23 protein-coding genes and 1 riboswitch are annotated in these 22,395 nt (G+C 73.4%); of the genes, 14 read left to right on the forward strand and 9 right to left on the reverse strand.

Annotated elements, in window-relative coordinates:
- Positions 1–187: 187 nt before the first annotated feature.
- The gene (locus KGD84_RS03425; RefSeq protein ID WP_220564666.1) at positions 188–346 is read right to left on the reverse strand and encodes an LPXTG cell wall anchor domain-containing protein; all 159 of its coding nucleotides are present in this window, start codon (positions 344–346) and stop codon (positions 188–190) included.
- On the opposite strand from KGD84_RS03425, the gene KGD84_RS03430 reads away from it, so the two are divergent.
- The 3 genes from KGD84_RS03430 (at position 335) to KGD84_RS03440 (ending at position 3,572) form a co-directional block, all read left to right on the forward strand.
- Positions 335–1,357, forward strand: a complete 1,023-nt coding sequence (locus tag KGD84_RS03430; protein WP_220564667.1) for a hypothetical protein — start codon at positions 335–337, stop codon at positions 1,355–1,357. The genes KGD84_RS03425 and KGD84_RS03430 overlap by 12 nt on opposite strands.
- A gap of 367 nt (positions 1,358–1,724) precedes the next feature.
- A complete protein-coding gene (locus KGD84_RS03435; RefSeq protein WP_220564668.1) occupies positions 1,725–2,390 on the forward strand; it encodes a DUF4097 family beta strand repeat-containing protein in 666 nt (221 codons plus the stop codon).
- A gap of 45 nt (positions 2,391–2,435) precedes the next feature.
- Positions 2,436–3,572, forward strand: coding sequence for a serine hydrolase domain-containing protein (locus KGD84_RS03440; RefSeq protein WP_220564669.1), 1,137 nt, complete (start codon positions 2,436–2,438; stop codon positions 3,570–3,572).
- A gap of 129 nt (positions 3,573–3,701) precedes the next feature.
- Here KGD84_RS03440 and KGD84_RS03445 read toward each other — a convergent pair whose 3' ends face one another.
- Together KGD84_RS03445 and KGD84_RS03450 are read right to left on the reverse strand one after the other, a co-directional pair.
- Entirely contained in the window at positions 3,702–4,184 is a 483-nt protein-coding gene (locus KGD84_RS03445) for a hypothetical protein (RefSeq protein ID WP_220564670.1), read from the reverse strand.
- Between the two features lie 143 nt (positions 4,185–4,327).
- Positions 4,328–4,687 carry an ArsR/SmtB family transcription factor gene (locus KGD84_RS03450; protein ID WP_220564671.1) on the reverse strand — a complete coding sequence of 120 codons (360 nt, stop codon included), beginning with the start codon at positions 4,685–4,687 and terminating at the stop codon, positions 4,328–4,330.
- 102 nt (positions 4,688–4,789) lie between these two features.
- Here KGD84_RS03450 and KGD84_RS03455 point away from each other — a divergent pair, with 102 nt between their 5' ends.
- Both KGD84_RS03455 and KGD84_RS03460 read left to right on the forward strand, forming a co-directional pair.
- Positions 4,790–5,974: an MFS transporter gene (locus KGD84_RS03455; protein WP_255647020.1), complete on the forward strand. Its 1,185-nt coding sequence runs from the start codon at positions 4,790–4,792 to the stop codon at positions 5,972–5,974.
- 289 nt (positions 5,975–6,263) lie between these two features.
- Positions 6,264–7,478, forward strand: coding sequence for an FAD-dependent monooxygenase (locus tag KGD84_RS03460; protein WP_220564672.1), 1,215 nt, complete (start codon positions 6,264–6,266; stop codon positions 7,476–7,478).
- A gap of 4 nt (positions 7,479–7,482) precedes the next feature.
- Here the strand turns inward: KGD84_RS03460 and KGD84_RS03465 are convergent, their stop codons facing one another.
- On the reverse strand, positions 7,483–8,151 hold the full coding sequence (locus tag KGD84_RS03465) for a TetR family transcriptional regulator (protein ID WP_220564673.1): 669 nt from the start codon (positions 8,149–8,151) through the stop codon (positions 7,483–7,485).
- A gap of 196 nt (positions 8,152–8,347) precedes the next feature.
- Here KGD84_RS03465 and KGD84_RS03470 point away from each other — a divergent pair, with 196 nt between their 5' ends.
- The gene (locus KGD84_RS03470) at positions 8,348–9,946 is read left to right on the forward strand and encodes an MFS transporter (RefSeq protein WP_220564674.1); all 1,599 of its coding nucleotides are present in this window, start codon (positions 8,348–8,350) and stop codon (positions 9,944–9,946) included.
- 79 nt (positions 9,947–10,025) lie between these two features.
- Here the strand turns inward: KGD84_RS03470 and argJ are convergent, their stop codons facing one another.
- Positions 10,026–11,186, reverse strand: a complete 1,161-nt coding sequence (argJ, locus tag KGD84_RS03475; RefSeq protein WP_220564675.1) for a bifunctional glutamate N-acetyltransferase/amino-acid acetyltransferase ArgJ — start codon at positions 11,184–11,186, stop codon at positions 10,026–10,028.
- 171 nt (positions 11,187–11,357) lie between these two features.
- Between argJ and KGD84_RS03480 the strand changes: the two genes are divergently transcribed.
- Positions 11,358–12,389, forward strand: coding sequence for a serine hydrolase domain-containing protein (locus KGD84_RS03480; RefSeq protein WP_220564676.1), 1,032 nt, complete (start codon positions 11,358–11,360; stop codon positions 12,387–12,389).
- A gap of 37 nt (positions 12,390–12,426) precedes the next feature.
- Here the strand turns inward: KGD84_RS03480 and otsB are convergent, their stop codons facing one another.
- Together otsB and KGD84_RS03490 are read right to left on the reverse strand one after the other, a co-directional pair.
- Positions 12,427–13,248: a trehalose-phosphatase gene (gene otsB, locus KGD84_RS03485; protein WP_220564677.1), complete on the reverse strand. Its 822-nt coding sequence runs from the start codon at positions 13,246–13,248 to the stop codon at positions 12,427–12,429.
- Positions 13,249–13,503: 255 nt separating this feature from the next.
- On the reverse strand, positions 13,504–13,788 hold the full coding sequence (locus KGD84_RS03490) for a DUF3263 domain-containing protein (protein ID WP_220564678.1): 285 nt from the start codon (positions 13,786–13,788) through the stop codon (positions 13,504–13,506).
- Between the two features lie 208 nt (positions 13,789–13,996).
- Between KGD84_RS03490 and KGD84_RS03495 the strand changes: the two genes are divergently transcribed.
- The 3 genes from KGD84_RS03495 to KGD84_RS03505 all read left to right on the forward strand — a co-directional run bounded on the left by KGD84_RS03495 (position 13,997) and on the right by KGD84_RS03505 (position 16,823).
- Positions 13,997–15,136: a S8 family serine peptidase gene (locus tag KGD84_RS03495; protein ID WP_255647021.1), complete on the forward strand. Its 1,140-nt coding sequence runs from the start codon at positions 13,997–13,999 to the stop codon at positions 15,134–15,136.
- A 124-nt stretch (positions 15,137–15,260) separates the two neighbouring features.
- Positions 15,261–16,037 (forward strand): class I SAM-dependent methyltransferase, encoded by a 777-nt coding sequence (locus KGD84_RS03500; protein ID WP_220564680.1) that lies wholly within the window; start codon positions 15,261–15,263, stop codon positions 16,035–16,037.
- A gap of 192 nt (positions 16,038–16,229) precedes the next feature.
- Positions 16,230–16,823 (forward strand): GrpB family protein, encoded by a 594-nt coding sequence (locus KGD84_RS03505; protein ID WP_220564681.1) that lies wholly within the window; start codon positions 16,230–16,232, stop codon positions 16,821–16,823.
- Positions 16,824–16,833: 10 nt separating this feature from the next.
- Here KGD84_RS03505 and KGD84_RS03510 read toward each other — a convergent pair whose 3' ends face one another.
- Both KGD84_RS03510 and KGD84_RS03515 read right to left on the reverse strand, forming a co-directional pair.
- Positions 16,834–17,298 carry a hypothetical protein gene (locus KGD84_RS03510; RefSeq protein WP_220564682.1) on the reverse strand — a complete coding sequence of 155 codons (465 nt, stop codon included), beginning with the start codon at positions 17,296–17,298 and terminating at the stop codon, positions 16,834–16,836.
- A 108-nt stretch (positions 17,299–17,406) separates the two neighbouring features.
- Positions 17,407–18,843 carry an alpha,alpha-trehalose-phosphate synthase (UDP-forming) gene (locus tag KGD84_RS03515; RefSeq protein ID WP_220564683.1) on the reverse strand — a complete coding sequence of 479 codons (1,437 nt, stop codon included), beginning with the start codon at positions 18,841–18,843 and terminating at the stop codon, positions 17,407–17,409.
- Between the two features lie 345 nt (positions 18,844–19,188).
- Positions 19,189–19,330, forward strand: a riboswitch (SAM riboswitch).
- A 13-nt stretch (positions 19,331–19,343) separates the two neighbouring features.
- On the opposite strand from KGD84_RS03515, the gene thrC reads away from it, so the two are divergent.
- The 4 genes from thrC to KGD84_RS03535 all read left to right on the forward strand — a co-directional run bounded on the left by thrC (position 19,344) and on the right by KGD84_RS03535 (position 22,361).
- Positions 19,344–20,603 (forward strand): threonine synthase, encoded by a 1,260-nt coding sequence (thrC, locus tag KGD84_RS03520; RefSeq protein WP_220564684.1) that lies wholly within the window; start codon positions 19,344–19,346, stop codon positions 20,601–20,603.
- A 75-nt stretch (positions 20,604–20,678) separates the two neighbouring features.
- On the forward strand, positions 20,679–20,957 hold the full coding sequence (locus KGD84_RS03525; RefSeq protein ID WP_220564685.1) for a ubiquitin-like small modifier protein 1: 279 nt from the start codon (positions 20,679–20,681) through the stop codon (positions 20,955–20,957).
- A gap of 191 nt (positions 20,958–21,148) precedes the next feature.
- The gene (locus tag KGD84_RS03530; RefSeq protein ID WP_220564686.1) at positions 21,149–21,631 is read left to right on the forward strand and encodes a GNAT family N-acetyltransferase; all 483 of its coding nucleotides are present in this window, start codon (positions 21,149–21,151) and stop codon (positions 21,629–21,631) included.
- Between the two features lie 127 nt (positions 21,632–21,758).
- Positions 21,759–22,361, forward strand: a complete 603-nt coding sequence (locus KGD84_RS03535; RefSeq protein ID WP_220564687.1) for a PadR family transcriptional regulator — start codon at positions 21,759–21,761, stop codon at positions 22,359–22,361.
- The last annotated feature ends 34 nt before the right edge of the window (positions 22,362–22,395 follow it).

The raw sequence follows: 22,395 nt of genomic DNA on the forward strand, positions 1-22,395 counted from the left end.
CCTGTGCGGGCGGACGCGGCAGGAGACGTGGTACCGCCTGAGCGCCTTCGTGCCGGGGCGGCCGGGGAGTGAGGCGCCCGCGCCCTCCCCGCGCGCCCGCGGGCCGCCGGCCGGGCCGGTGCGCACGGGGCGGGCCCGCGCCGAGAGGGGCGCGGGCCCGAGCGGGACGGTCGTTTCACGGGCGGGTTCAGCCGGTCTCGTCCCCGGGACGGCGGCGGCCCAGGATCAGCGCGGCGACTCCGGCGAGCGTGGCCAGGAGGCCGCCCACGGCCGGAACGGCGGCCGAGGCGCCGGTCTTGGGGAGTTCGGGCTGTCCGGGCGCCTCCGGGCCCGGGTGCTCTGGCACCCCCGGCCCCCCGGGTTCGCACGGCTCCCCCGGCTTTCCGGGCTCCCCGGGTTCCCCGGGTTCGCACGGTTCCGTGGGTTCACCCGGTTCGCACGGCTCTCCGGGCTTCCCGGGCTCTCCGGGTTCTCCTGGTTCGCAGGGCTCTCCCGGCTCCCCGGGTTCTCCCGGTTCCCCGGGTTCGCACGGCTCTCCGGGTTCTCCTGGTTCGCAGGGCTCTCCCGGCTCCCCGGGTTCTCCCGGTTCCCCGGGTTCGCACGGCTCTCCTGGTTTCCCGGGTTCCCCGGGTTCGCACGGTTCTCCAGGTTCTCCCGGTTCTCCGGGTTCTCCCGGTTCTCCGGGTTCACCCGGTTCGCACGGCTCTCCGGGCTTCCCGGGCTCTCCGGGTTCTCCTGGTTCGCAGGGCTCTCCCGGTTCCCCAGGTTCTCCCGGTTCCCCCGGCTCACCAGGTTCCCCCGGCTCACCAGGTTCTCCCGGTTCCCCGGGTTCGCACGGCTCTCCTGGTTTCCCGGGCTCTCCGGGTTCACAGGGCTCTCCCGGCTCACCGGGTTCCCCAGGTTCACCTGGCTCTCCGGGTTCTCCGGGTTCTCCGGGCTCTCCCGGTTCCCCAGGTTCACCCGGCTCTCCCGGCTCACCGGGCTCCCCAGGTTCTCCCGGTTCCCCCGGCTCACCAGGGCCCGGGTAGCCGGGCTCCGGGTATCCACCGCGCTCCGCGGACTTGTACACCTGCTCCACGGCGATCTCCGGCAGGAGGACCTGTGGCTGATCGCTCAGCGCGCGCTCCACCGCCTGTTCGATGTCCACCGCTGTGCCGGCCTCCGGCTCGGCGAGAACGGGAGACGTGCTCCACAGGAACGGGGCGACGAACACCGCGCCGGTGAAGGCGGCGGCCATCCGTACGAGGCTGCGGGCACTGATGGACTGGGCGGCCTTCGGGGCCGACTTCGGGCAATGGTCCATGTCCGAATCGTCGACAATTCATCGCTTAAAGTCACCGATAGCCACTCTCGGTAACGGCAAAGCGATCACAAAACCCGCGTAAACAGGTGGATCGTTCTGCTGTGTCGGTCCTCCGCCCGCTTATCGACCGCCTACGCGTCGAAGATCGACGTCCCCCTCGTGCAGTCGTCGAGCACGCCGCCGTATCGGACGTCGATCCCCGGGGTGTCCGGGGGTGGTCCCGTCGGCCCGCGGCTAGCGTTCATCCTTCGCTCATTGCAAGGATTCGAAGTGGCGGCGTTGCGTTAGATTTAGAACCATTGCAACGATTTCAAAGAATCTAACTGCGATAACAAGACTTGCTCGCAACATTGATATTGCCCAATCTATGAATGCAACGTAGCGTTTCCATCAACAGAAACACACCGACAAGGAGTGGACCATGCAGAGCTTCGACACCCCCGCCCCCGTCTCCGTCATCCTCGACATCCCCGCCGGCCGCATCGGCCTCATCGCCGCCGAGCGCCCCGACACCACGGTCGACGTCCTGCCCGCCGACCCCGCCAAGGGCCGCGACGTGAAGGCCGCCGAGCAGACCACGGTCTCCTTCGCCGACGGTGTCCTGCGCATCCAGGCCCCCGAGGCCCGGAACCGGATCTTCGGCGACTCCGGATCGGTCGAGGTGACCGTCCACCTGCCCGCCGGCTCGCGCGTCGAGGCCAGGGCGGCCGCCGCCGGGTTCCGCGGCGTCGGCCGACTCGGCGAGGTCTCCTACGAGGCCGCCCAGGGGCCGGTCGAGATCGGGGAGGCCGCCGGCGCCGGCGTCGCCATCCAGGACGGCGGCATCACCGTCGGCCGCCTCACCGGCCCCGCCCGGCTCGGCACCGCCAAGGGCGACATCCGTGTCGACGAGGCGGTGCGCGGCGAGCTCGTGCTGAGCACCCGGGACGGTGACATCTCGGTCGCCGCGGCCGCCGGGGTCTCCGCCTCCCTGGACGCCGGCACCTCCTATGGCCGCGTCGACAACGCCCTCAAGAACGACGGCACCACCGGCCTCGACATCCGCGCCACCACCACCCGCGGCGACATCGCCGCCCGCAGCCTCTAGCCCGACCGCCCCCCGATCCACCCCCCGGCACTGAAGGAGCACACCATGACCGACACCCCGACCGTCCACGCCGAACCCACCCCGCCGAACACCCCCGACCCCGCCGGGCCGGACCGCCCGGAACTCCGGAAGGCCGTCGAAGAGGTCGTCGCCCGCGGCTTCGCCGGATTCCAGCTGCGGGTGCACGACGAGCAGGGAGCCTGGACCGGCAGCGCCGGAGTGCGCGAGCTGGGCGGGACCGAGGAGCCGCCGACCGACGGCCACTTCTGGATCGGCAGCACCACCAAGACCTTCGTTGCGACCCTGGTCCTGCTCCTGGTGGCCGACGGCCTGATCGGGCTGGACGACCCGGTGGCGGACCGGCTGCCCGCGTTCGGCCTGGATGGGCGGATCACGGTGCGCATGCTGCTCCAGCACACCAGCGGGCTGTACAACTACACCGGCGAGCTCGAACCCGACGGGACGATGGTCCTCGGCATCGACGCGGTCGGCGAGGTGTGGGCGCGCAACCGGTTCCGGTCCTACCGGCCCGAGGAGCTCGTCTGGTTCTCCCTGGAGCGCCCGGCGCGGTTCGAGCCGGGGGCGGACTGGAGCTACTCCAACACCAACTACACGCTGGCGGTGCTGCTGATCGAGGAGGTCACCGGCCGCACGTACGCCGAGGAGATGCGGCGGCGGATCCTGGACCCGCTCGGGCTGTCGGGCACCGCGGTCCCCGGCGACTCGCCGGACCTGCCCGCGCCCCACGCCCACGGCTACCTCTCCTACGAGGCCGACGGCGAGCGGACGACGGTCGACGTCACCCGCCAGAACCTCTCGCTGCTGGTCGGCGCCGGCGACATGTACTCCACCACCCGGGACCTGCACCTCTTCTTCTCCGCGCTGCTGGGCGGCGGGCTCCTGCCGGAGCCGCTGCTGGAGCAGATGTGCGACCCGCACCCGAAGATCGGCTACGGGCTTGGGCTGTTCGTGCAGGACCTGGGGCCGGACCGCGGCACGGTCCTCCACCACAACGGCAGCCCGCCCGGGGGCTACGGGGCGCTGATGGTCGCCTCCCCCGACGGGAGCACGACCCTGACCGCCTCGCTGACCATGGGCGACGCCGACATCGACCCGGCACAGGTGTTCCCCGGCGTGCTGGACCTGCTCTTCACGGCGGTGTTCCCCGCGGGGCGGGCCTGATAGCCGTCCGGGACGCGCCGGGCCCGTCGGGTCCGGCGCGCCCCGCGCGTGCGCGGACGCCCGGCCGGGCGTCCGCGCACGTCGCGTGAGGGGCCGCGGGGCTCCGGGAGGCGATCCCGGAGCCCTCCCTCACACACGGGACCCGGCCTCCGCGGCCGCGGGCCGGGGCGGGCCCAGGATCGGGCGCACCCGGTGCCAGTCCCAGCAGAGCAGGTACACGGCTCCCAGGAGCATCAGCGACGTGATCAGCGGGGTCCCGAGCCCGAAGTCCAGCGACACGGTGATCACGACGATGCCGGTGATGATCGGCAGGTACACCGCGGCGCCGAGCGCCGCCGTGCGCGGGACGAGCAGCAGCAGCGCCGCGCCCACCTGGCACAGGCCGATGAAGACGTACAGCGCTCCGAAGTCCTGGTGCAGCGCCGTGAACATCACGTAGACCTCGCCGAGCGACTCCTCCATGGTGAAGGGCTCGTCGACGACCTTGCGGTACCCCGAGGGCAGGAACCCGAGGGCCAGCAGGATCCGGACGCACCAGGTGAAGTGGGACAGCGCCCGGATCCCGCGCACGCGCGCGTGGAGCCCGTCGAGCGCGGACAGCGGTCGGTCCATGGGGGCCTCTCCCTCCGGAGGGTGGAACCGGTCCCCGCCATCCTCGTGCCCGCGGCCGCGGGGCGCGTCCGTCCACGGGCCGATTCCCGCCACCGACGAAGGTCAGCCCCCGCCCGGTCCCGCCCCGACGGAAGTCGGCGCCGTCACTCGTGGAAGGGCTCGCCGGTCACCACGTGGTCCGCGTGGCTGAGGGCCTCCAGGACCAGTCTGCGCAGGTGGCCGTCGGCCAGGCTGTAGATCACGTTCCGCGAGCGCCTGCGCGACTCCACCAGTCCCGCCAGGCGCAGCTTGGCCAGGTGCTGTGACACCGCCGTCCGCGAGGCCCCGCAGGCCTCGGTGAGGCGGCCGACGTCGGCCTCCTGCTCCGCCAGCAGCCACAGCAGGTGCAGGCGGGTCGGGTCGGAGAGCAGGGCGAACACCCCCGCCGCCACGGCGAGCCGCTCGGGTTCGGGTGGGGCCGGGTGGGACAGGCTGGGCGCCCGCCGTTCGTCGCTGGTCCGCATGTGCGCAGTCTAGGCGGGCGAACGTTCCATCAACATGTGCGTACTTGCGCACATATATGATCCGGGAGAACCACCCGTCCCCGATCCCCTCGGAGGTGCCCCGTGTGGCGTGCTCTCGTGGACTTCCCCGCCTACCGGCGCATGTTCGCCGCGCAGGTGGTCGCCCTCGCCGGAACGGGCCTGGCCACCGTGGCCCTCGGGCTGCTCGCCTTCGCCCTCGCCGGTGACCGCGCCGCCGCGGTCGTCGCCACCGCCCTGACCATCAAGATGGTCGCCTACGTCGGTGCGGGCCCCCTGCTCACCGCCGCTCTGGTGCGGGTCCCCCGGCGCGCGGTCCTGGTGGGCGCCGACGCGGTGCGGGCGCTCGCCGTCGCCGCGCTGCCCTGGGTCGACCAGGTGTGGCACGTGTACGTCCTGATCGCCGTCCTCCAGTGCGCCTCCGCCGTCTTCACCCCCGCCTTCCAGGCCGTCATCCCCGAGCTGGTCGACGACCGCGGCTACACGGGCGCCCTCGCCCTCTCCCGCCTGGCCTACGACCTGGAGGCCCTCGCCTCGCCCCTGCTCGCCGCCGCGCTGCTCGCCCTCGTCCCGTTCCACGGCCTCTTCGCGCTGACCGCCGTCTCCTTCGCCGCCTCCGCCGCCCTGGTGCTCACCACCGAGCTGCCGCGGGACACCGGCGACCCCCGCCGGGCCGCCGCCTCCTGGAGGGTCTTCGCCACCGACCCCCGGCTGCGCGCCGTCGTCCTCCTCGACCTCGCCGCCGCCGTGGTCACCGCGCTGGTCCTGGTCGACACCGTGGTCCTGGTCCGCGCGCACCTGGGCGGCACCGACGCGGGGGTGGCGGTGGCGCTGGCGTTCTTCGGCGCGGGCTCCATGGCGGTCGCCTTCGCCCTGGGCCGCCTGGTGGACCGGTTCGGGACCCGGGCGCTCATGGTCGCCGGCCCCGCCGTGCTGGCCGCCGGGTCCGCCGTCCTGGCGGCCGGCTGGGTGCTCGCCCCCGGCTTCGCCGTGCTCGCGGCGGGCTGGACGGTCCTGGGCCTGGGCTGCTCGCTGATCGCCGCCCCCTCCGGGCGGGTGCTGCGGGACGCCGCCCCGGAGGGCGGCCTGGCCGGGGTGCTGGCCGCGCGGTTCGCGCTCTCCCACGCGTGCTTCCTGGCCACCTACCCCCTCGCCGGATGGGCCGGCGGCCTGGACCCCGCGGCGGTGTTCGCCGGGGCGGGCGCCGCGGTCGCGGTGTGCGGCGCGGCCGCGGCGCTGCTGTGGCGTCCGTGGACCGCGAACCCCTAGGGGGCACCCCCGCTCGTCCCGGATTTCGGTCGTGGCCGTTTGAAAAAAGGTCGCGGATGACCCGAAAAAATGTAGGTTCGTGTAACAGGCCCACGGCGGTCCACGGCCCCGGGCGGCCCCCGCGGCCACACGGAACCCGACCGTCCTCGGCTCCGGGTGCCGGGGCGCCCCCGACCACCCGGGGGACGGCGTCCGAACAGGAGAGACGGGGACCGCGGACGGGTAGGGTCCCCTTGCCGGGCCCGTGTCCCGCCCGCCGCACCGGCGCCCACACACCAGGAGGTAATGCGTGCCCACCCGGAACAGGACCGTTCTCGTCGTCGGCGCAGGCGTGGCCGGTTCCGCCTTCGCCCACTGGGCCGCCCGGCACGGCTTCGCCCCCACCGTCGTGGACCGGGAACCCCGGCTCTCCTCCCGGCTGTCCCGCCTGGAGATCGGCTTCGGCGGCATCGGCGTCCTCGAACGCATGGGCCTGCTCGACCGCCTCGCCGGCGAGGTCGGCCCCCCACCCGCCGTCGAGTTCCGCTTCGGAGAGGACGGCGACCCCGTCCGCTGCCCCGCGCCCCCGGCCGAGCACTCCCTGGTGGTCCGCCGCGACCCCCTGCTGCGCGAACTCCGGGACCTGACCGGCTCCGACGCCGAGTTCCTGTTCGGGGACTCCGTCACCGCCCTGCGGGAGACGCCCGACGGCGTCGACGTGGAGTTCGAGAACGGCCCGCCCCGCCGGTTCGACCTGGTCGTCGGCGCGGACGGCCTGCACTCGACCGTGCGCGACCTCGCCTTCGAGGGGACGGCCGCCGACCACATCCACGATCTCGGCGTCACCGTCGCGGTGTTCACCGTCCCCGACTTCACCGGCCAGCACGCCCTGTCCACCGTCCTGGTCAAGCCCGGCCGCGGCGCCATGCTCACCGACATCCCCGGCGAGGACGCCCTGGAGGCCGTCCTGCTCCGCCGCAGGCCGTACGGCGAGCGCGACGCCGGGCGGGAGACCCCCGAGGACCTGGCCCGGGCCTTCGCCGGCGACGGCGGGGAGATCCCGCGCATCCTCGACGAGATGTCCCGCGCCGACGTGCAGATCGCCCCGACCCGGCAGGTCCGGCTGGACACCTGGAGCCGCGGCCGGGTGGTGCTGCTCGGCAACGCCGCCTTCTGCTCCGACCCCATGTCCGGCATGGACACGGTGCTGGCCCTCAAGGGCGCCATGTCGCTGGCCGGCGAGCTCGCCCGGGTCGACGGCGACCACCGGGCGGGGTTCTTCGCCTACGAGGCCGCCATGCGCCCGCACGTGGAGCACGCCCAGCGGATGGGCGAGGACACCGTCGACGGGGCGGCGCCCTCCGGCGGGTCGAGCGGCCTGCGGGTGATGCGCACGGCCCTGCGCGCGGAGCTGCTGGCGAGCAAGGTGATCTCGCTCTTCACCGGCGGGAACGGCATCGCCGAGACGGGCCCGGAGTTCCCCTTCGAGCGCTACCTGCCCGCGGGGGAGCGCGGCACCGTCTGACGCCTCAGCCCGCGGCCGGGGTGCCCCAGCCGGAGCCGATCGCCTCGGGGACCAGCTCCAGCTGGCGCATGAAGCAGTCCAGCAGGCCGGAGAGCCCGGCGGCCCCCGTCCTCTCCCACTCCTCGTGCCCGTTGGAGAGCGCGGCGAAGAAGACCGCCGACACCAGCTCGGGCCGGAGGTCGCCGGGCGCGGCGCCGGTGCGCAGCGCGATCGCCTCCGCGAGCCGGGACTGGCGGCGCCGGCAGTAGGTCATGCCGGTGCGCACCAGCTCGGGGCTCTCCGCGATGATCTCGGCCGCGCCGCCCTTGAAGTGGTGCATCGCCGTCCGGCTCAGCGTCTCCCAGTGGTCGCGCATGGCGTTGCGCAGCGCCTCGAAGGGCGCCTCTTCGGCGGGGCGGGCCAGCAGGTGCTCGACGAGGACGTCGTCGACGCTCTCCATCGCCTCCAGGACCACGTCCTCCTTGGTGGGGAAGTACCGGAAGAACGTGCGCTGGGAGACGCCGGCCCTGGCGGCGATCTCCTCGGTGGTGGTGTTCCCGTAGCCCTGCTCGTGGAACAGGCGCAGCCCCGTCTCGATGAGCGCTCTGCGCGTGCGCGCCTTCTTGGCCTCGCGCAGCCCCGGGCGGCAGTCCCCGGTGACCTCCCCGACGGCGTCGGGGCTCGTCGTGCTCATGGACGCGCCTCCTGTCCCCATGGTGTCGCCACGGTTTCCCTCCGGTGTCCCCCCGGAGGCCCTTCCCTGGAGGATACCTCTGCGCCCATGTGGTGTCAGTCACTGTAAAAAGTCAGTGGCTGACAAGTGGCAGTGGCTGTCATAATCTCGGAGCACAGTGGCCCGGGGCATCCGGAAGACCGTTCAGGGGGATCACATGACCGCGCAGACCACACCGCCCGCGACCGCCGCGCCGCCCGACCGGCCGGCGTCCGCCTGGACGCGCAGCCCCTGGGCGACGCTGGTCGCCATCGCGTTCGGCGTGATGATGGTGGCGCTGGACGGCACGATCGTGGCGGTCGCCAACCCCGCCATCGGCGCCTCGCTGGGCGCCTCCCTGGCCGAACTCCAATGGGTCACCCACGGCTACCTCTTGGGCCTGGCCGTCTTCCTCATCACGGCGGGCAAGCTCGCCGACAGGTTCGGCCACCGCCGCGTCTACCTGGTGGGCGTGGTCGGGTTCGTCGCCTCGTCGGTGGCGATCGCGCTGTCCTCCGGCGTCATCATGCTGGTGGCCTTCCGCATCGCACAAGGCGTTTTCGGCGCGCTGCTGCTGCCCTCCGCCATGGGCCTGCTGCGCTCGGTGTTCCCGCCCAGCAGGCTCGGCCGGGCCTTCGGCGTGTTCGGCAGCCTCATCGGCGCCTCCACCGCCGCCGGGCCGATCGTCGGCGGCCTGCTGGTGGGCTCGTTCGGCTGGGAGGCGGTCTTCTACATCAACGTCCCGGTCGGCGCGGTCGCGCTGGGCCTGGGCCTGTGGCTGCTCGCCGCCAACCGCCCCACCGACGCCGGCGGCCGCCTGGACCTCCCCGGCATCGTCCTGGTCAGCGTCGCCGTGTTCGCCCTGGTGTGGGCGCTGGTCGAGGCGCCGGTGGTGGGCTGGACGCACCCGGTGACCCTGGTCTCGCTCGGTGCCGCCCTGCTCCTGGGCCTGGCCTTCGTGCTGTGGGAGCGCCGCCCCGAACAGCCGCTGCTGCCGCTGTCCCTGTTCGCCGACCGGTCGGTGTCCATCGGCGTCGTGCTCACCGTCGTGATGGCCGTGAGCCTCATGGGATCACTGTTCTTCGTGACCTTCTACCTCCAGGGCGTGCGCGGTCTGACCCCCGCGCAGACCGGGATGCAGCTCATCGCGATGACCGCCACCATGGCCGTCACTTCGCCGCTGGCGGGACGCCTGCTGGACCGGGTCGGCGCGAAGCCGCCCACCACGGCGGGCCTGCTGTCCGGATCGGTCGGCATGTTCCTGCTCTCGGGCATGGACGCCGACACCGGCGTCCTGTACACCTCCGCCGCCTTCCTGCTGCTGGGCGCGGGCCTGAGCCTGGTCATGACCGGTGCGACCGCAGCGATCATCGGCAACGCGCCCGTGCGGCTGGCCGGGGTGGCCTCGGCGCTCCAGCAGGCCGCCATGCAGCTGGGCGGCTCGCTGGGCACGGCCGTCCTGGGCGCGGTCATGTCCGGGACGATCCTGGCCACCCTGCCCGGGCACCTCGCGGCGGCCGGGCAGGACGTCCCCTCGGCGGCCGGGCTCGCCGCCGTCCAGAGCACCGTCGCCCAGGGCGGGGCGGTGGTCCCCGAGGGGGCCGCCGCGGACGTCGCCGAGGCGGTCACCCGCGCCAGCAACCTGGCCTTCCTGGACGGGCTCCAGCTGGCCTTCCTCATCGCGTCCGGACTCCTCATGGCCGGTGCGGTCCTGTCGCTGTTCATGCGCGCCGGGCGGATGGAGGACGACCAGGAGGCCCCCGTCGTCCACGTGTGATCGCGCCGGGCGGGGGAGCGCCCACGAAAAGGGGGAGGGGCGGGGCCGCACGGCCCCGCCCCTCCCCTTCCGGGCCGGATCAGGTGGTGTAGTCCGCGTTGATGCGGATGTACCCCTCCGTCAGGTCGCAGCCGTAGGCGGTGAACGCGCCCCCGGCGATCCCCAGGTCCACCGAGATCACCACCTCGTCGCCCTTCATGTGCTCGGCCGCCCGCGCCAGCACCTCGTCGGTCGACTCCGCGGGGTAGGTCTCCACGTCGCCGAAGAGGATGCGGGTGTTCTCCGGCAGGATGTCGGTCTCGTCCGAGCACTTGCCGACGGCCATCGCCACCCGGCCCCAGTTGGGGTCGGCGCCGTGCACGGCCGTCTTGACCAGGGGCGAGTTGACGACCGCCTTGGCGACCCGCTTGGCCTGCGCGTCGTCGCGGGCCCCGGTCACCCGCACCTCCAGCAGCTTGCTCGCCCCCTCGCCGTCGGAGGCGATCATCCGGACCAGCCGCAGGGCCACCTCGAACAGCGCCGCCTCGAAGTCGGCGAGGTCCACCGGCCCCGCCAGGCCGTTGGCGAACAGCGCCGCGGAGTCGCTGGTGGAGGTGTCGCTGTCGATGCTCAGGGCGTTGAAGGTGCGGTCCACCACCCGGCGGAACACCTCGTCCAGCACCGGCCGCTCGATCTCGGCGTCGGTGAAGAACCACGCCAGCATCGTCGCCATGTCCGGCTCGATCATGCCCACGCCCTTGGCGATGCCGGTCAGGGTCGCGTTCCCCACCCGCGCCGAGGCGATCTTGGGGTGGGTGTCGGTGGTCATCATCGCCGCCGCCGCCCGGTCCAGGTCGGCGGGCGGGAACTCCTCGGGCAGCCCGTCCAGGTGGGCGCGGACCTTCTCCATCGGGTACGGGCGGCCGATCACGCCGGTGGACGCCACCAGGATCTCGTCGGCCGGCACCCCGGCCGCCGCCGCCACCCGCTCCTGGAGCTCGCGCGCGTTCTCCTCGCCCACGCCCCCGGTGGCCACGTTGGCGTTGCGGGCGATCACCGTGACGCCCCGCGCCCGCCCGTCGGCCGCCGCGCGACGGCTGAGCACCACGCTGGGCCCCGCGAACCGGGACCGTGTGAAAACGGCCGACACGTGCGCGGGCACCTCGGACACCACCGCGAAGAAGTCGTCGTTGGGGTCCTTGATCCCGATGTTCCCGGCGACACCGCGGAAACCGGCGGGAACGGGGGTCTTGCTGCTCAATCGTCCTCCTCGGGGTCGTGGGCGCCAGACTACTCCGCCCGGGAGCAAGGCCCTGATTACGGCCCTGACCTGCGAGGGTTTCGTCCTGTGCGGAGTCCGGAACGGTGTGACAACGAGCAGATAACGGGGTATCCGCGGGGGTGAGTGGAGAACATCGGGGGGAGGCGTGTGGTGCGTGACGGAGACTGGCTCACCGAGACGGGGGCGCGGATACGCGGTGTCCTGAAGGTGATGGTGGACGCGGGCTGGCTGCCCGGCGGCGCCGCCGTCATCGGCACCGGGGGCATGTGGGAGTTCGTCGCGGTCGGCCGGATCGACGAGGACAACGACACCGCCCCCGACGTCGCCTACGACGTCGCGAGCCTGACGAAGGTGATGGCGACGTGGCCGCTGGTCGGCCAGGCGGTCGTCGAGGGGATGCTGGATCTGGACGCCCCGATGTCCGAATACCTCCCCGCGGACGGGCTGCCCGGAGCGGCCGTCACCACCCGGCAGATCCTCACCCACACCAGCCGCCTCAACCAGGTGACCTGGCTGGAGAGGTACGTGGGCACCGACCAGGACCTGGCCGAGGCGATCCTGGCCGATCCGCTGGAGGAGCCCGGGTACCGGTACATCGACCGGGGGTTCATCCTGCTCGGCCTGGTGCTGGAGCGGCTGTACGGGACGGGGCTGGACCGGCTGGCCGCGGACCTGTGGGACGAGCTGGGCATGCGGTCCACGGCGTTCGGACCGCTGGCGCGCTCGCCCGGGGTGGCGCCCACCGAGCGCCGGCTGCCCGGCGCCGCCCCCGCCTGGGGCGTGGTGCACGACGAGGCGGCGGCGCTGATGGGCGGGGTGGCCGGTCACGCGGGCGCGTTCACGACCGCCATCGACCTGGGCGCTTTCGCCCGGGAGCTGCTGCGCATCCACGAGGGCGGGGACGGGCCGGTGCCCTCCTCGTTCGTGCGGGAGAGCTGGCGGCCCCACGTGGACGCCGGGCAGCGGCTGTGGCGCGGGCTGGGGTGGCTGGTGACCCCGGAGGGGGTGGTCTACCACAACGGGTTCACCGGGACGAGCCTGTTCATGCACCCCGAGACCAGCAGGTACGTGGGGGTGCTGACCAACGCGGTCTACTACGGCCGCGCCCGCACGGGCCTGGCGGACCTGCGCTCGGCGGCCCGGTCGGCGGTGTCGCCGCAGGCGCACGACTCCACCCCGTAGGGCGGGGCGGTCGTCCGGTGCGCGGTGCGGCCCCGCCTCAGGGCCGGGCCAGGGCCCGGGCGAGCGACCCGAGGAACTCCGCCAGTCCGGCCGGGCCCGGCACCACCAGGTCGGCGGCCTCGACGACCCTGGCGGCCTCGCTGGAGGCCGCGCACACGGTCAGCCCGGGGAGCCCGTCCGCGCGCAGCCGCGCCACGGCGTCGAAGGCGGGCAGGTCGCCCAGGTCGTCGCCCGCGTACAGGACGGACCCGGCGGCCCGCTCCGCCACCAGCGCGGACAGGGCCGCGCCCTTGTCCACGCCCGGAGGGCGCAGCTCGATGACCATGCGGCCGGGCTCCACCCGGAGCCCGGCCCGCTCCGCCAGCGCGGACAGGTGCGGGGCGAGCAGTGCCAGCGCGGCGTCCGGTTCGGCGGTGCGGCGGGTGTGCACCGCCAGCGAGCGGCCCTTGTCCTCGATCCAGGTGCCCTCGGGCGCCTGGAGGGAGTCGATCAGGCCGGGCAGTTCGGCGCGGACCAGGGACACCCCCGGCGGCGGGTCGGCGGCCAGTACGCGGCCGTCCGCCCAGCGTTCGGCGCCGTAGTGGCCCAGCACGATGATGCCCGGGACGCGGTCCAGCCCGCCCAGGCCGACGGCGGTGGCGGCCGGGCGCCCGGTGACGACCGCGACCGTGCCCAGCCGCCCGGCCAGCTCCGCGAGCAGTTCCACGATCCCCGGCTGGGGGGCGGAGGTGCGCGGGTCGTCGACGATGGGGGCCAGGGTCCCGTCGAAGTCGAAGGCGACCAGGGCCTTGGCGGGGTCGGTCAGCAGGGCGTCGAGCGCGGTGCGCCCCTCGGCCGTGCTCGGTTCGGGCGGTTGCATGGCGGACCTTTCCGGACGGGCGGCGCCTCCAACCTACCCGGGGCGGACAGGGGGAGTCCGAGGACGTCGCGGAACCGGCGTCCGATGTCCGTGCCGTGTTCGGCCGCCGTTCACCGGTGCCGGTGCACGATGGGGATTCGTGTGGGATGAGAGAGGCGGGTGCGCACCTGAGGGTGCGCACCCGCCTTGTTGTCTGGTTTCGGACCTGCGGTCGCGTCCGTGGTTCTTCGGGCAGAGAGCGACCGAAAAGGGGCCTCAGAGTCGGATGCCCAGCCGCCGCGCGTTGCGTTGGCGCTGGCGGTCGGCGCGCACCCGGCGCAGCCGCTTGACCGTCATGGGGTCGAAGGCCAGCGCCTCGGGGCGGTCGACCAGCCCGTTCAGCAACTGGTAGTACCGCGTGGCGGAGAACCCGAACTCGTCGCGGATCGCCTGCTCCTTGGAGCCCTCGAACTTCCACCACTGGCGCTCGAAGGCCAGGATGCGCTGATCGCGTTCGGCCAGTGCCGACTGACCGTCTTCGGTCCGACCGATATTCGGCATGGGACACCCCCTGGGCGGGAAATTGGTTTGTCCGGATCGGCCCGACTCATGCTAGCGACTCGACATGCCGGATGCGGAGCGGAAAACCCAGGACTGGCAGCGGGGATACAGTTACCTTTCCTACCCCCGCGGCCACTTGTCCACGCCGGAAACCTGTGCTCATGACAGAATTACGGTGGTACAGGGGAGCAACATTAGGGAGCCTGTCGTGCTCGGGGGCATCAGCCGTCACAGGGAACACACCGGGATCGTCGCCATCGCCGCGACCGTCGTCCTCGGTCTGGCCGCCGCCCCCGCGGCGGCCGACGGGGTCCCCGATTTCCGCCCCGAACAATGGGGACTCCAGTCGATCAACGCCCAGGAATTGTGGCCGGAAACACAGGGTCAGGGCATCACCGTGGCCCTGCCCGGGGCCTCCGTCCACGCCGACCACCCGGACCTGGTCGACAACCTGACCGTCGACGAGGAGTTCGGCGGCAACGACGGCGACGCCGATACGGGCACCGCCGCGGCCGCCCTGGTGGCGGGCCACGGGCACGGGATGGACGCCGACGGCGGCGTGCTGGGCGTGGCCCCCGACGCCGGGCTGCTGGTCCTCCCCACCGGGGACCGGCTGGCCGGCGCGGTGCGCCACGCGGTCGACGCCGGGGCGCAGGTCGTCCTGTTGCCCGAGATCCCCGACGGGACCGACCTCACCGGGGCCACCCGCGACGCCGTCGCCGCCGGGGTCCTGGTGGTCGGCCCGGCCGACAACCCGGCCGACCCCAACGTGCTGGCCGTCGGCGGGATGGACGAGAACGCCGAGCTGATCCCCGGATCGCCCGACGCCGGGGCGATCGAGCTGGTCGCGCCCGGCGCCGACCTGGAGACGGCCGGGCCCGACATGGGACAGGTCCAGGTCACCGGCACCGAGTACGCGGCGGCGATGGCCGCCGGGGCCGCCGCGCTGCTGCGCTCGGCCCACCCGCAGCTGCGCCCCGAGCAGATCCGCGAGGCCCTGGTGGAGGGCGGACAGCAGGGGCCGGACGGGCTGCCGAGCCTGCACCTGACCGGTGCCGAGGCGCTGGCCTCCGGGACCGCCCAGGACGTCCCGCTCTTCGACGAGGAGCTGGCCGACCGGGCCGACGAGGGTCCCGCGGTGCCGGTGTGGGTGTGGTTCGCGCTGGTCGGCCTGGTCCTGGTGCTGGGTGTGGCGCTGGTCGTGGTGTGGGTGCGCCGCTCCTCCGCCGACCCCTACGGGGTCAAGGCCGAACGCGCCCTGGAGGAGGCGGAGATCGCCGAGCAGCGCGCCGCCGAGGCTCCGCCCGCCTCCCGCCGGAAGAAGGGCGGCCGCCGCCGCAAGGGCTGACCGCGCCCGGGCGGCGGGAGCCGTCCGGCACCGGGCGGGCGCGGCCGCGCCGGGGGAGCGGTGGCGGGCGGGACCGCGGCGGGCTATACAGGGGGGCCGGATTCCCGCGACCCCTGGAGGGACCGTGCCACGCATGTCCGACGGCAGCGCCGGCGACGCCGACTACGCCGTGATCTCCCGTTCCTACACCGACCACCGCGTCCCCGAGCCCCGGATCGCGCGGATCGTGCACGAGGCCCTGGGCGGCGCCCGGACCGTCCTCAACGTCGGCGCCGGGGCGGGCTCCTACGAGCCCGCCGACCGCGAGGTGACCCCCGTGGAGCCCTCGGCGTCGATGCGCGCGGCGCGGCCGGCCCACCTGCCCGCGGCGGTGGACGCGGTCGCCGAGGACCTGCCGTTCGCCGACGGCGCGTTCGACGCCGCGATGACGACCTTCAGCGTCCACCAGTGGGGCGACCTCCCCGCGGGCCTGGCCGAGCTGCGGCGGGTGACCGCCGGACCGGTCGCGGTCCTCACCTGCGACCCCGGCCTGGTGCGCGACTTCTGGCTGTACGAGTACGCGCCCGAGGTCCTGGACACCGAGGCCCGCCGCTACCCGTCCCCGAAGTCCCTGGCGGAAGGGCTGGGCGGGAACGTGCGGACCATTCCCGTGCCCATTCCCCTGGACTGCTCCGACGGATTCAACGAGGCGTACTACGGCCGCCCGGAGCGGCTGCTGGACGAGGGGGCGCGGCTGTCCTGCTCGGCCTGGAGTTTCGTGGGGGAGGAGGTCGAGCGGCGTTTCGTCGAACACCTGTCCCGCGACCTCGCCGACGGCACCTGGGACCGGCGGCACGGACGGCTGCGCGCACTGCCCGAGCTGGTCGGATCCCTGGTCCTGGTGGTCTCTTCGCCGGAGTGAGGGGTTTCGGAAGGAAAGATACGCGCAAAAGGGAGAATCCGAAGAAAAAGGAGCACGAATTCTCTCCATGTGTATCTGCCGTGTTGCTCTCCGTGGCGATTTGTCCCCTGGTGGTGTTACGAATACACGTGCATATGTAAGCGACGCCGGATGCTCTTGACGCGGGCGGGTCAACGGAGAAATCTTTGTGGAATGTCTCCCCTCGAAGCATCACCGTTGCCCTCCCGCGGGGAAACGCGGATCGATCCGGCCCCCCAGCACCGCAACCTCATCAACGGTCGGGTCCACATCCTGGACTACGACCCCAAGTGGCCCTACCTGTTCGAGCGTGAGGCCGACCGGGTGCGCGGCATCCTCGGCGACCGCGTCCTGCTCTTCGAGCACGTGGGCTCCACCGCTGTCCCCGGCCTGCCCGCCAAGGCCTGCGTCGACCTGCTGCTGGTCGTCGCGGACTCCGCGGACGAGGACTCCTACCTCCCCGACCTCGCCAGGGCGGGGTACACGCTGGTCATCCGCGAACCCGACTGGTACGAGCACCGCGTGTTCAAGGGCCCCGACGTCAACCTCAACCTGCACGTCTTCAGCGAGGGCTGCGAGGAGATCGAGCGGATGCGCCGGTTCCGCGACCACCTCATCGCGAACCCCGGCGCCCGCGAACGCTACGTCAGGGTCAAGCGGGAGCTGGCCGAGCGCACCTGGGAGAGGATCCAGGACTACGCCGACGCCAAGAGCGCGGTGGTGCGCGAGATCCTCGCGGAGGCCGGGGCGCCGCTGCCCGAGGACTGACCGGGGCCGCTCAGCCGCGGGCCCGGGCCAGGCCCACCAGGACCTTCGCGGACAGGACCGCCCACACCAGGCAGTACAGGCCGAAGACGGTACCGCCGGACCCCTCGGCCAGGTCCCGGTAGACCATGCCGACCGCTCCCGCCAGCGCCATGAGCGCCACCGCCCCCAGCGGCGGCAGGGACAGCCACCGGGGCACCCGGCGGGCGACGGGCAGGGCCGCCAGGAGGAAGAGCAGGGCCACGGCCAGTCCGACCCCGGTGTTGGCCCACTGGGCGGCGGCCACCCCGCCGGGGCCGAACCCGGTGTAGGAGTCGGCCGGGACCGCGGGGCCGCCGGTCACCCCCAGCCGGTCGGCCAGGGCGTACTGGACCTTGGAAGCGACGTAGAGCAGGGACCACAGCGCCGCGGCCACCGCCCAACGGGCGGTGTGGCGCGGTGGCCGGGCGGTGGAGGGGTGCGGGGTCCGGGTGTCCATGGGCCCAGCATCGCGCACGGCGCGGCCGCGTCCCTCCCCCGCGCGGGGGAGCCGGCTCCCCCGGCGGCGGGGTTCCGCCGGGGGGAGGACCCGGGCCCGGGGACGGGATCAGCCCAGGGAGCGCAGCTGGTCCTGGAACCACCGGCGCGGCGGCAGCGCCACCGCCGCCTCCGCCAGGCGCTCCCGCCGGGCCCGCCGCTCGGCCGCGGGCATCGACAGCGCCCGGTGCAGCGCCTCCGCCGTCTCCACGGTGTCGTAGGGGTTGACGGTCAGGGCGTCCCCGCCCAGCTCGTCGGCGGCTCCCGCCTCCCGAGACAGCACCAGCACCGAGTCCCGCTCCGACAGCACCGGGCCCTCCTTGGCGACCAGGTTCATGCCGTCCCGGATGGGGTTCACCAGCAGCACGTCGGCCAGCTGGAACGAGGCCAGCGAACGCGGGTAGTCGTCGTTGACCTCCAGGACCAGCGGCGTCCAGTCGGCCGTCGCGAACTCCTCGTTGATCTCCTTGGCCACCCGCAGCACCGTGTCGGTGTACTCGCGGTACTCGGGCACGTCGCCGCGGCTCGGGTAGGCGAACGCCAGGTGGGTCACCCGCCCGCGCCATTCGGGGTGCGCGAGCAGCAGTTCGCGGTACGCCTCCAGGCCCCGCACGATGTTCTTGGACAGCTCGGTCCGGTCCACCCGGACGATGAGCCTGGTGTCCCCGACCAGCTCCTCCAGGGTCTCCCGGCGGACCGCCACCAGCGGGTCGGCGGCGCTCTCGCGCAGCCCCTCCTCGTCGGCGCCCAGCGCGTGCACGCCCACCCCGACCACCCGTCCGCCGTACTCCACGGTCCGGTTGCGGAAGTCCACGTCCGCGCGCAGGATCTCCGCGCAGCAGCGCAGGAAGGCGTCGGCCCAGCGCGGGCTGAGGAAGCCCAGCCGGTCGGCGCCGAGCATCCCCGACAGCAGCTCCCGGGCGATGTCGTCGGGCAGCATCCGGAAGTACTCCGGCGGGGCCCACGGGGTGTGCGAGAAGTGCGCGATGCGCAGGTCGGGGCGGCGGGCCCGCAGGATGCGCGGCACCAGCGCCAGGTGGTAGTCCTGCACCGCCACCCGGGCGTTGTCCGCGGCACCCGCCACCAGAGCCTCGGCGAAGGCGTTGTTGTAGGCGGTGTAGTCCTCCCACCGCCGCCGGAACCCCGAGCCGAAGGACGGCTTGTTCGGGGTGTCGTACATCATGTGCTGGAGGAACCACAGCGTCGAGTTCGCGACCCCGGTGTAGGCCCCCTGGAAGGTCTCCTCGGGGATGTCCAGCATGTGCACGCGCATGCCGCCCAGGTCGTGGTCGCGGTCCAGCCGGGCCCCCGGGGCCTCGGCCGCGGCCCGCCGGTCCCCCTCGGACAGGGCGGCGCACACCCAGATGCTGTCGATCTCGGTGGCCACCGAGATCATGCCGGAGACCAGGCCGCCGCCGCCGCGGCGGTGTTCCAGGGAGCCGTCCTCGTTGATCGAGAAGGACACCGGTCCTCGGTTGGAGGCGATGAGGATCTGTGCCTTGTCCACGTGGTCTCGTCCTCTCGGGTGCGCGGGATCCGGTCGAGCGCAGGATACGGAAACGGCCCCCGTGGCCGGTGCCGACCCGGTGCGGAAGGGACGGAGGGCGGAGGGCGCACCCTAGGTCTCGCCGGTCGACGTACGCCCCAAACCCGCCCCAGGTCACGGGCGCACGATGTCACGCAGTGGAAACAGGGCCCACGCGCGCGACCGGCCCCGACCTGTGCCGTCTCACCATGTGAGTCGGTTCGTGTTACCCGGATCACGCCCCGTGGAAAACCGGCCGACACGTCCGTTACAGTGACCTTGCCGGTTCCGGGAGGAGCCGGCGGCCACACCACGACAACTTCATATTGCTCATCCAGAGGGGTGGAGGGACCGGCCCTGCGAAGCCCCGGCAACCATCTCGGCGTACATCGCTCGCGGACACGCGAGGCGGCCGGGACAGGTGCCAACTCCGGCCTGGGGACAAGGTGTCCGCCAGGGAAGATGAGGGGAGACGCCTCGCCATGGCGATTGCCGCCACCGAACCCACCTCCGTCCGCGCCTTCGGCCCCGCCGCCGCGCTGTCCTGTCGCGAATGCGGTGAGCGCTACGACCTCACCCCCCGGTTCGCCTGCGAGTTCTGCTTCGGCCCGCTGGAAGTGGCCTACGACTTCGGCGCCGTCACCCGGGCCGACATCGAGAGCGGCCCCGCCAACATCTGGCGCTACCGGCACCTGCTCCCGGTCCCGGAGAACGTGGCCGAGCTGCCCAACATGAACCCCGGCCTCACCCCCCTGGTCAAGGCCGACCGCCTCGCCGCCGAACTGGGCCTGGCCTCCCTGCACATCAAGGACGACTCCGGCAACCCCACCCACTCCTTCAAGGACCGGGTGGTGGCCATCGCCGTCGAGGCGGCCCGCAACTTCGGGTTCACCACGCTGTCCTGCTCCTCCACCGGCAACCTGGCGGGCGCCGTCGGCGCCGCGGCGGCCCGCGCGGGGTTCCAGTCCTGCGTGTTCATCCCCGCCGGGCTGGAGGAGGCCAAGGTCGTCATGGCCGCGGTCTACGGCGGCCGGGTCGTGGCCATCGACGGCAACTACGACGACGTCAACCGGTTCTGCTCCGAGCTCATCGGGGACCCGGCGGGCGAGGGCTGGGGCTTCGTCAACGTCAACCTGCGCCCCTACTACGGCGAGGGCTCCAAGACGCTGGCCTACGAGATCGCCGAGCAGCTCGGCTGGCGGCTGCCCGAGCAGATCGTCATCCCGATCGCCTCCGGCTCCCAGCTCACCAAGATCGACAAGGGCTTCCAGGAGCTGATCAAGCTGGGGCTGGTCGAGGACCGGCCGTACAAGGTCTTCGGCGCGCAGGCCACCGGCTGCTCCCCGGTGGCGCAGGCGTGGGACAAGGGCCTGGACGTCATCCAGCCGGTCAAGCCCGACACCATCGCCAAGTCGCTGGCCATCGGCAACCCGGCGGACGGCCCCTACGTGCTCGACATCGCCCGCCGCACCGGCGGCTCGGTGGAGCACGTGGGGGACGACGAGGTCGTCGAGGCGATCTCGCTGCTGGCCCGGACCGAGGGGATCTTCGCCGAGACCGCGGGCGGCGTCACCACCGGCGTGCTGCGCAAGCTGGTCCGCGAGGGGCGGCTCGACCCCGGGGCCGAGACCGTCGTCCTCAACACCGGCGACGGGCTCAAGACCCTGAACGCCGTGAGCGCCGGGGTGACGGCCACCGTCAAGCCGTCCCTGAAGGCGTTCGCCGAGGCCGGACTGGCCTGACCCCCCACTCCCCGGGGCGGCGCCACGCCCCGGGGCCCACTCCCTCCACGACCACCACCACGGAAGAAGGACGCCATGAGCGCCAGCGTTCGCGTGCCCACCATCCTGCGCACCTACACCGACGACGCCGCGGAGGTCACCGCGCAGGGCGGTACCCTCGCCGAGATCCTCGACGACCTGGAGGCCAACCACCCGGGCATCCGGGCCCGCATCCTCGACGAGAACGGGAAGGTGCGGCGCTTCGTGAACGTGTACGTCGGCGACGAGGACGTGCGCTTCGCCCAGGGGCTGCAGACCGAGGTCGCCGAAGGCGCGCAGGTCTCGATCATCCCGGCGGTCGCGGGCGGCTGCTGACGGCCCCGTACCGCACGACCCCCCGAACCCCGCCGGCCCACGAGGCCGGCGGCTCCCCGGCCCCGCGTCCAATGGACGCGGGGCCGCCCTCGTCCCCGCGCCGCCGCGGCCGTCCCGCCTCCGCCCCGGGCCCGCCGCGGGGGGCGGTAAAGCCTTTGTCCGGGCGCGGAGCGGCTGAGTACGGTTCCGGTATGGGTATCGAGATCAGGGATTTCCGGGACGGCGACCGCGACGCGGTGCTGGAGCTGTCGCTGCGGGCCTGGGAGCCGGTGCACGCGTCGCTGCGGCGGGTGCTGGGCGGGCGCATCTACGACCGGATGATCCCGGATTGGCGGGAGAGCCAGCGGACGGAGGTCGGCGGCGCGCTCGACGACGCGGACACCGCCGTGCGGGTGGCCGTCCGGGACGGCGCGGTCGCCGGGTTCTACGCCGTGGTGATCCGGCCCAAGGACGACACCGGCGAGGTCACCCTGCTGGCCGTGCACCCCGACCACCAGCGGGCCGGGGTGGGGGAGGCGCTCACCCGGCACGCGGTGGACTGGATCCGCGGCCAGGGCATGGGCATGGCCGTCGTCGAGACCGGCGGGGACGAGGGGCACGCCCCGGCCCGGCGCACCTACGAGAAGGCGGGCCTGACCGAGCTGCCGGTCTCCCGCTACTTCCAGGCCCTGTGACGGCGGCCGGGCCGGGTGCCGCGCGCCCGACACCCGGCCCCCGGCGGCGGCCGGGCGCGCGCGGACACGGGCCGTAACCTGGAGTCCCACCGGGGGCGGTCCCCGGGGAGCTCCGGATGAGGCGGCGATGTCGGCGACGCGGTTGTTGGTGCTGGGTGTGGTGCGCATCTCGGGGCGCGCCCACGGGTATCGGGTCGGCCGCGAGCTGATGGACTGGGGCGCCTCGGAGTGGGCCAACGTCAAGTGGGGGTCCATCTACCACGCGCTGCGCAAGCTCACCGCCGAGGGCAGGCTGCGGGAGGTCGAGGCCGAGGGCGACGATGTGGTGGAGCGCGTCTCCTACGAGATCACCGGGGAGGGCGAGGCCGAGTTCCACCGGCTGCTGCGCAAGGCGCTCTCCCACGCGGGCGACGACCACGCGCTGCTGTGCGCCGGGGTCACCCTGATGACGGCGCTGCCGCGGGCCGAGGTGGTCGAACTGCTCCGGAGCCGGATCGCCGACCTGGAGAAGAGCAGCGCCCAGGCGCTGGAGATCGGCCGGCTGAGCACCGAGGAGTGGAACAAGCCCGAGCACGTGCGCCCGCTCTTCACCCTGTGGGAGCTGACCGTGGGGGCGGCCGTCGAGTGGACCCGAAGGCTCATCCGCGAGCTGGAGGAGGGGCGCTACACCATGGCCGACGACGGACCGCAGGCCTTCGGCCTGCCGCCCGCGGGGGCCCCGCGCGGGTAGGCGCGCGGAGCGGGGCCGGTGCCCGCGCACCCTC

The sequence above is a fragment of the Nocardiopsis changdeensis genome, from assembly GCF_018316655.1.
GTDB classification, from domain to species: domain Bacteria; phylum Actinomycetota; class Actinomycetes; order Streptosporangiales; family Streptosporangiaceae; genus Nocardiopsis; species Nocardiopsis changdeensis.

Excerpts from the sequence above, each read along its gene's own strand:
- KGD84_RS03435 (WP_220564668.1), top strand. The coding sequence starts at position 1,725 with ATGCAGAGCTTCGACACCCCCGCCCCCGTCTCCGTCATCCTCGACATC.
- KGD84_RS03440 (WP_220564669.1), top strand. The coding sequence starts at position 2,436 with ATGACCGACACCCCGACCGTCCACGCCGAACCCACCCCGCCGAACACC.
- KGD84_RS03445 (WP_220564670.1), bottom strand. The coding sequence starts at position 4,184 with ATGGACCGACCGCTGTCCGCGCTCGACGGGCTCCACGCGCGCGTGCGC.
- KGD84_RS03450 (WP_220564671.1), bottom strand. The coding sequence starts at position 4,687 with ATGCGGACCAGCGACGAACGGCGGGCGCCCAGCCTGTCCCACCCGGCC.
- KGD84_RS03465 (WP_220564673.1), bottom strand. The coding sequence starts at position 8,151 with ATGAGCACGACGAGCCCCGACGCCGTCGGGGAGGTCACCGGGGACTGC.
- KGD84_RS03470 (WP_220564674.1), top strand. The coding sequence starts at position 8,348 with ATGACCGCGCAGACCACACCGCCCGCGACCGCCGCGCCGCCCGACCGG.
- otsB (WP_220564677.1), bottom strand. The coding sequence starts at position 13,248 with ATGCAACCGCCCGAACCGAGCACGGCCGAGGGGCGCACCGCGCTCGAC.
- KGD84_RS03490 (WP_220564678.1), bottom strand. The coding sequence starts at position 13,788 with ATGCCGAATATCGGTCGGACCGAAGACGGTCAGTCGGCACTGGCCGAA.
- KGD84_RS03505 (WP_220564681.1), top strand. The coding sequence starts at position 16,230 with ATGTCTCCCCTCGAAGCATCACCGTTGCCCTCCCGCGGGGAAACGCGG.
- KGD84_RS03510 (WP_220564682.1), bottom strand. The coding sequence starts at position 17,298 with ATGGACACCCGGACCCCGCACCCCTCCACCGCCCGGCCACCGCGCCAC.
- thrC (WP_220564684.1), top strand. The coding sequence starts at position 19,344 with ATGGCGATTGCCGCCACCGAACCCACCTCCGTCCGCGCCTTCGGCCCC.
- KGD84_RS03525 (WP_220564685.1), top strand. The coding sequence starts at position 20,679 with ATGAGCGCCAGCGTTCGCGTGCCCACCATCCTGCGCACCTACACCGAC.
- KGD84_RS03530 (WP_220564686.1), top strand. The coding sequence starts at position 21,149 with ATGGGTATCGAGATCAGGGATTTCCGGGACGGCGACCGCGACGCGGTG.
- KGD84_RS03535 (WP_220564687.1), top strand. The coding sequence starts at position 21,759 with ATGTCGGCGACGCGGTTGTTGGTGCTGGGTGTGGTGCGCATCTCGGGG.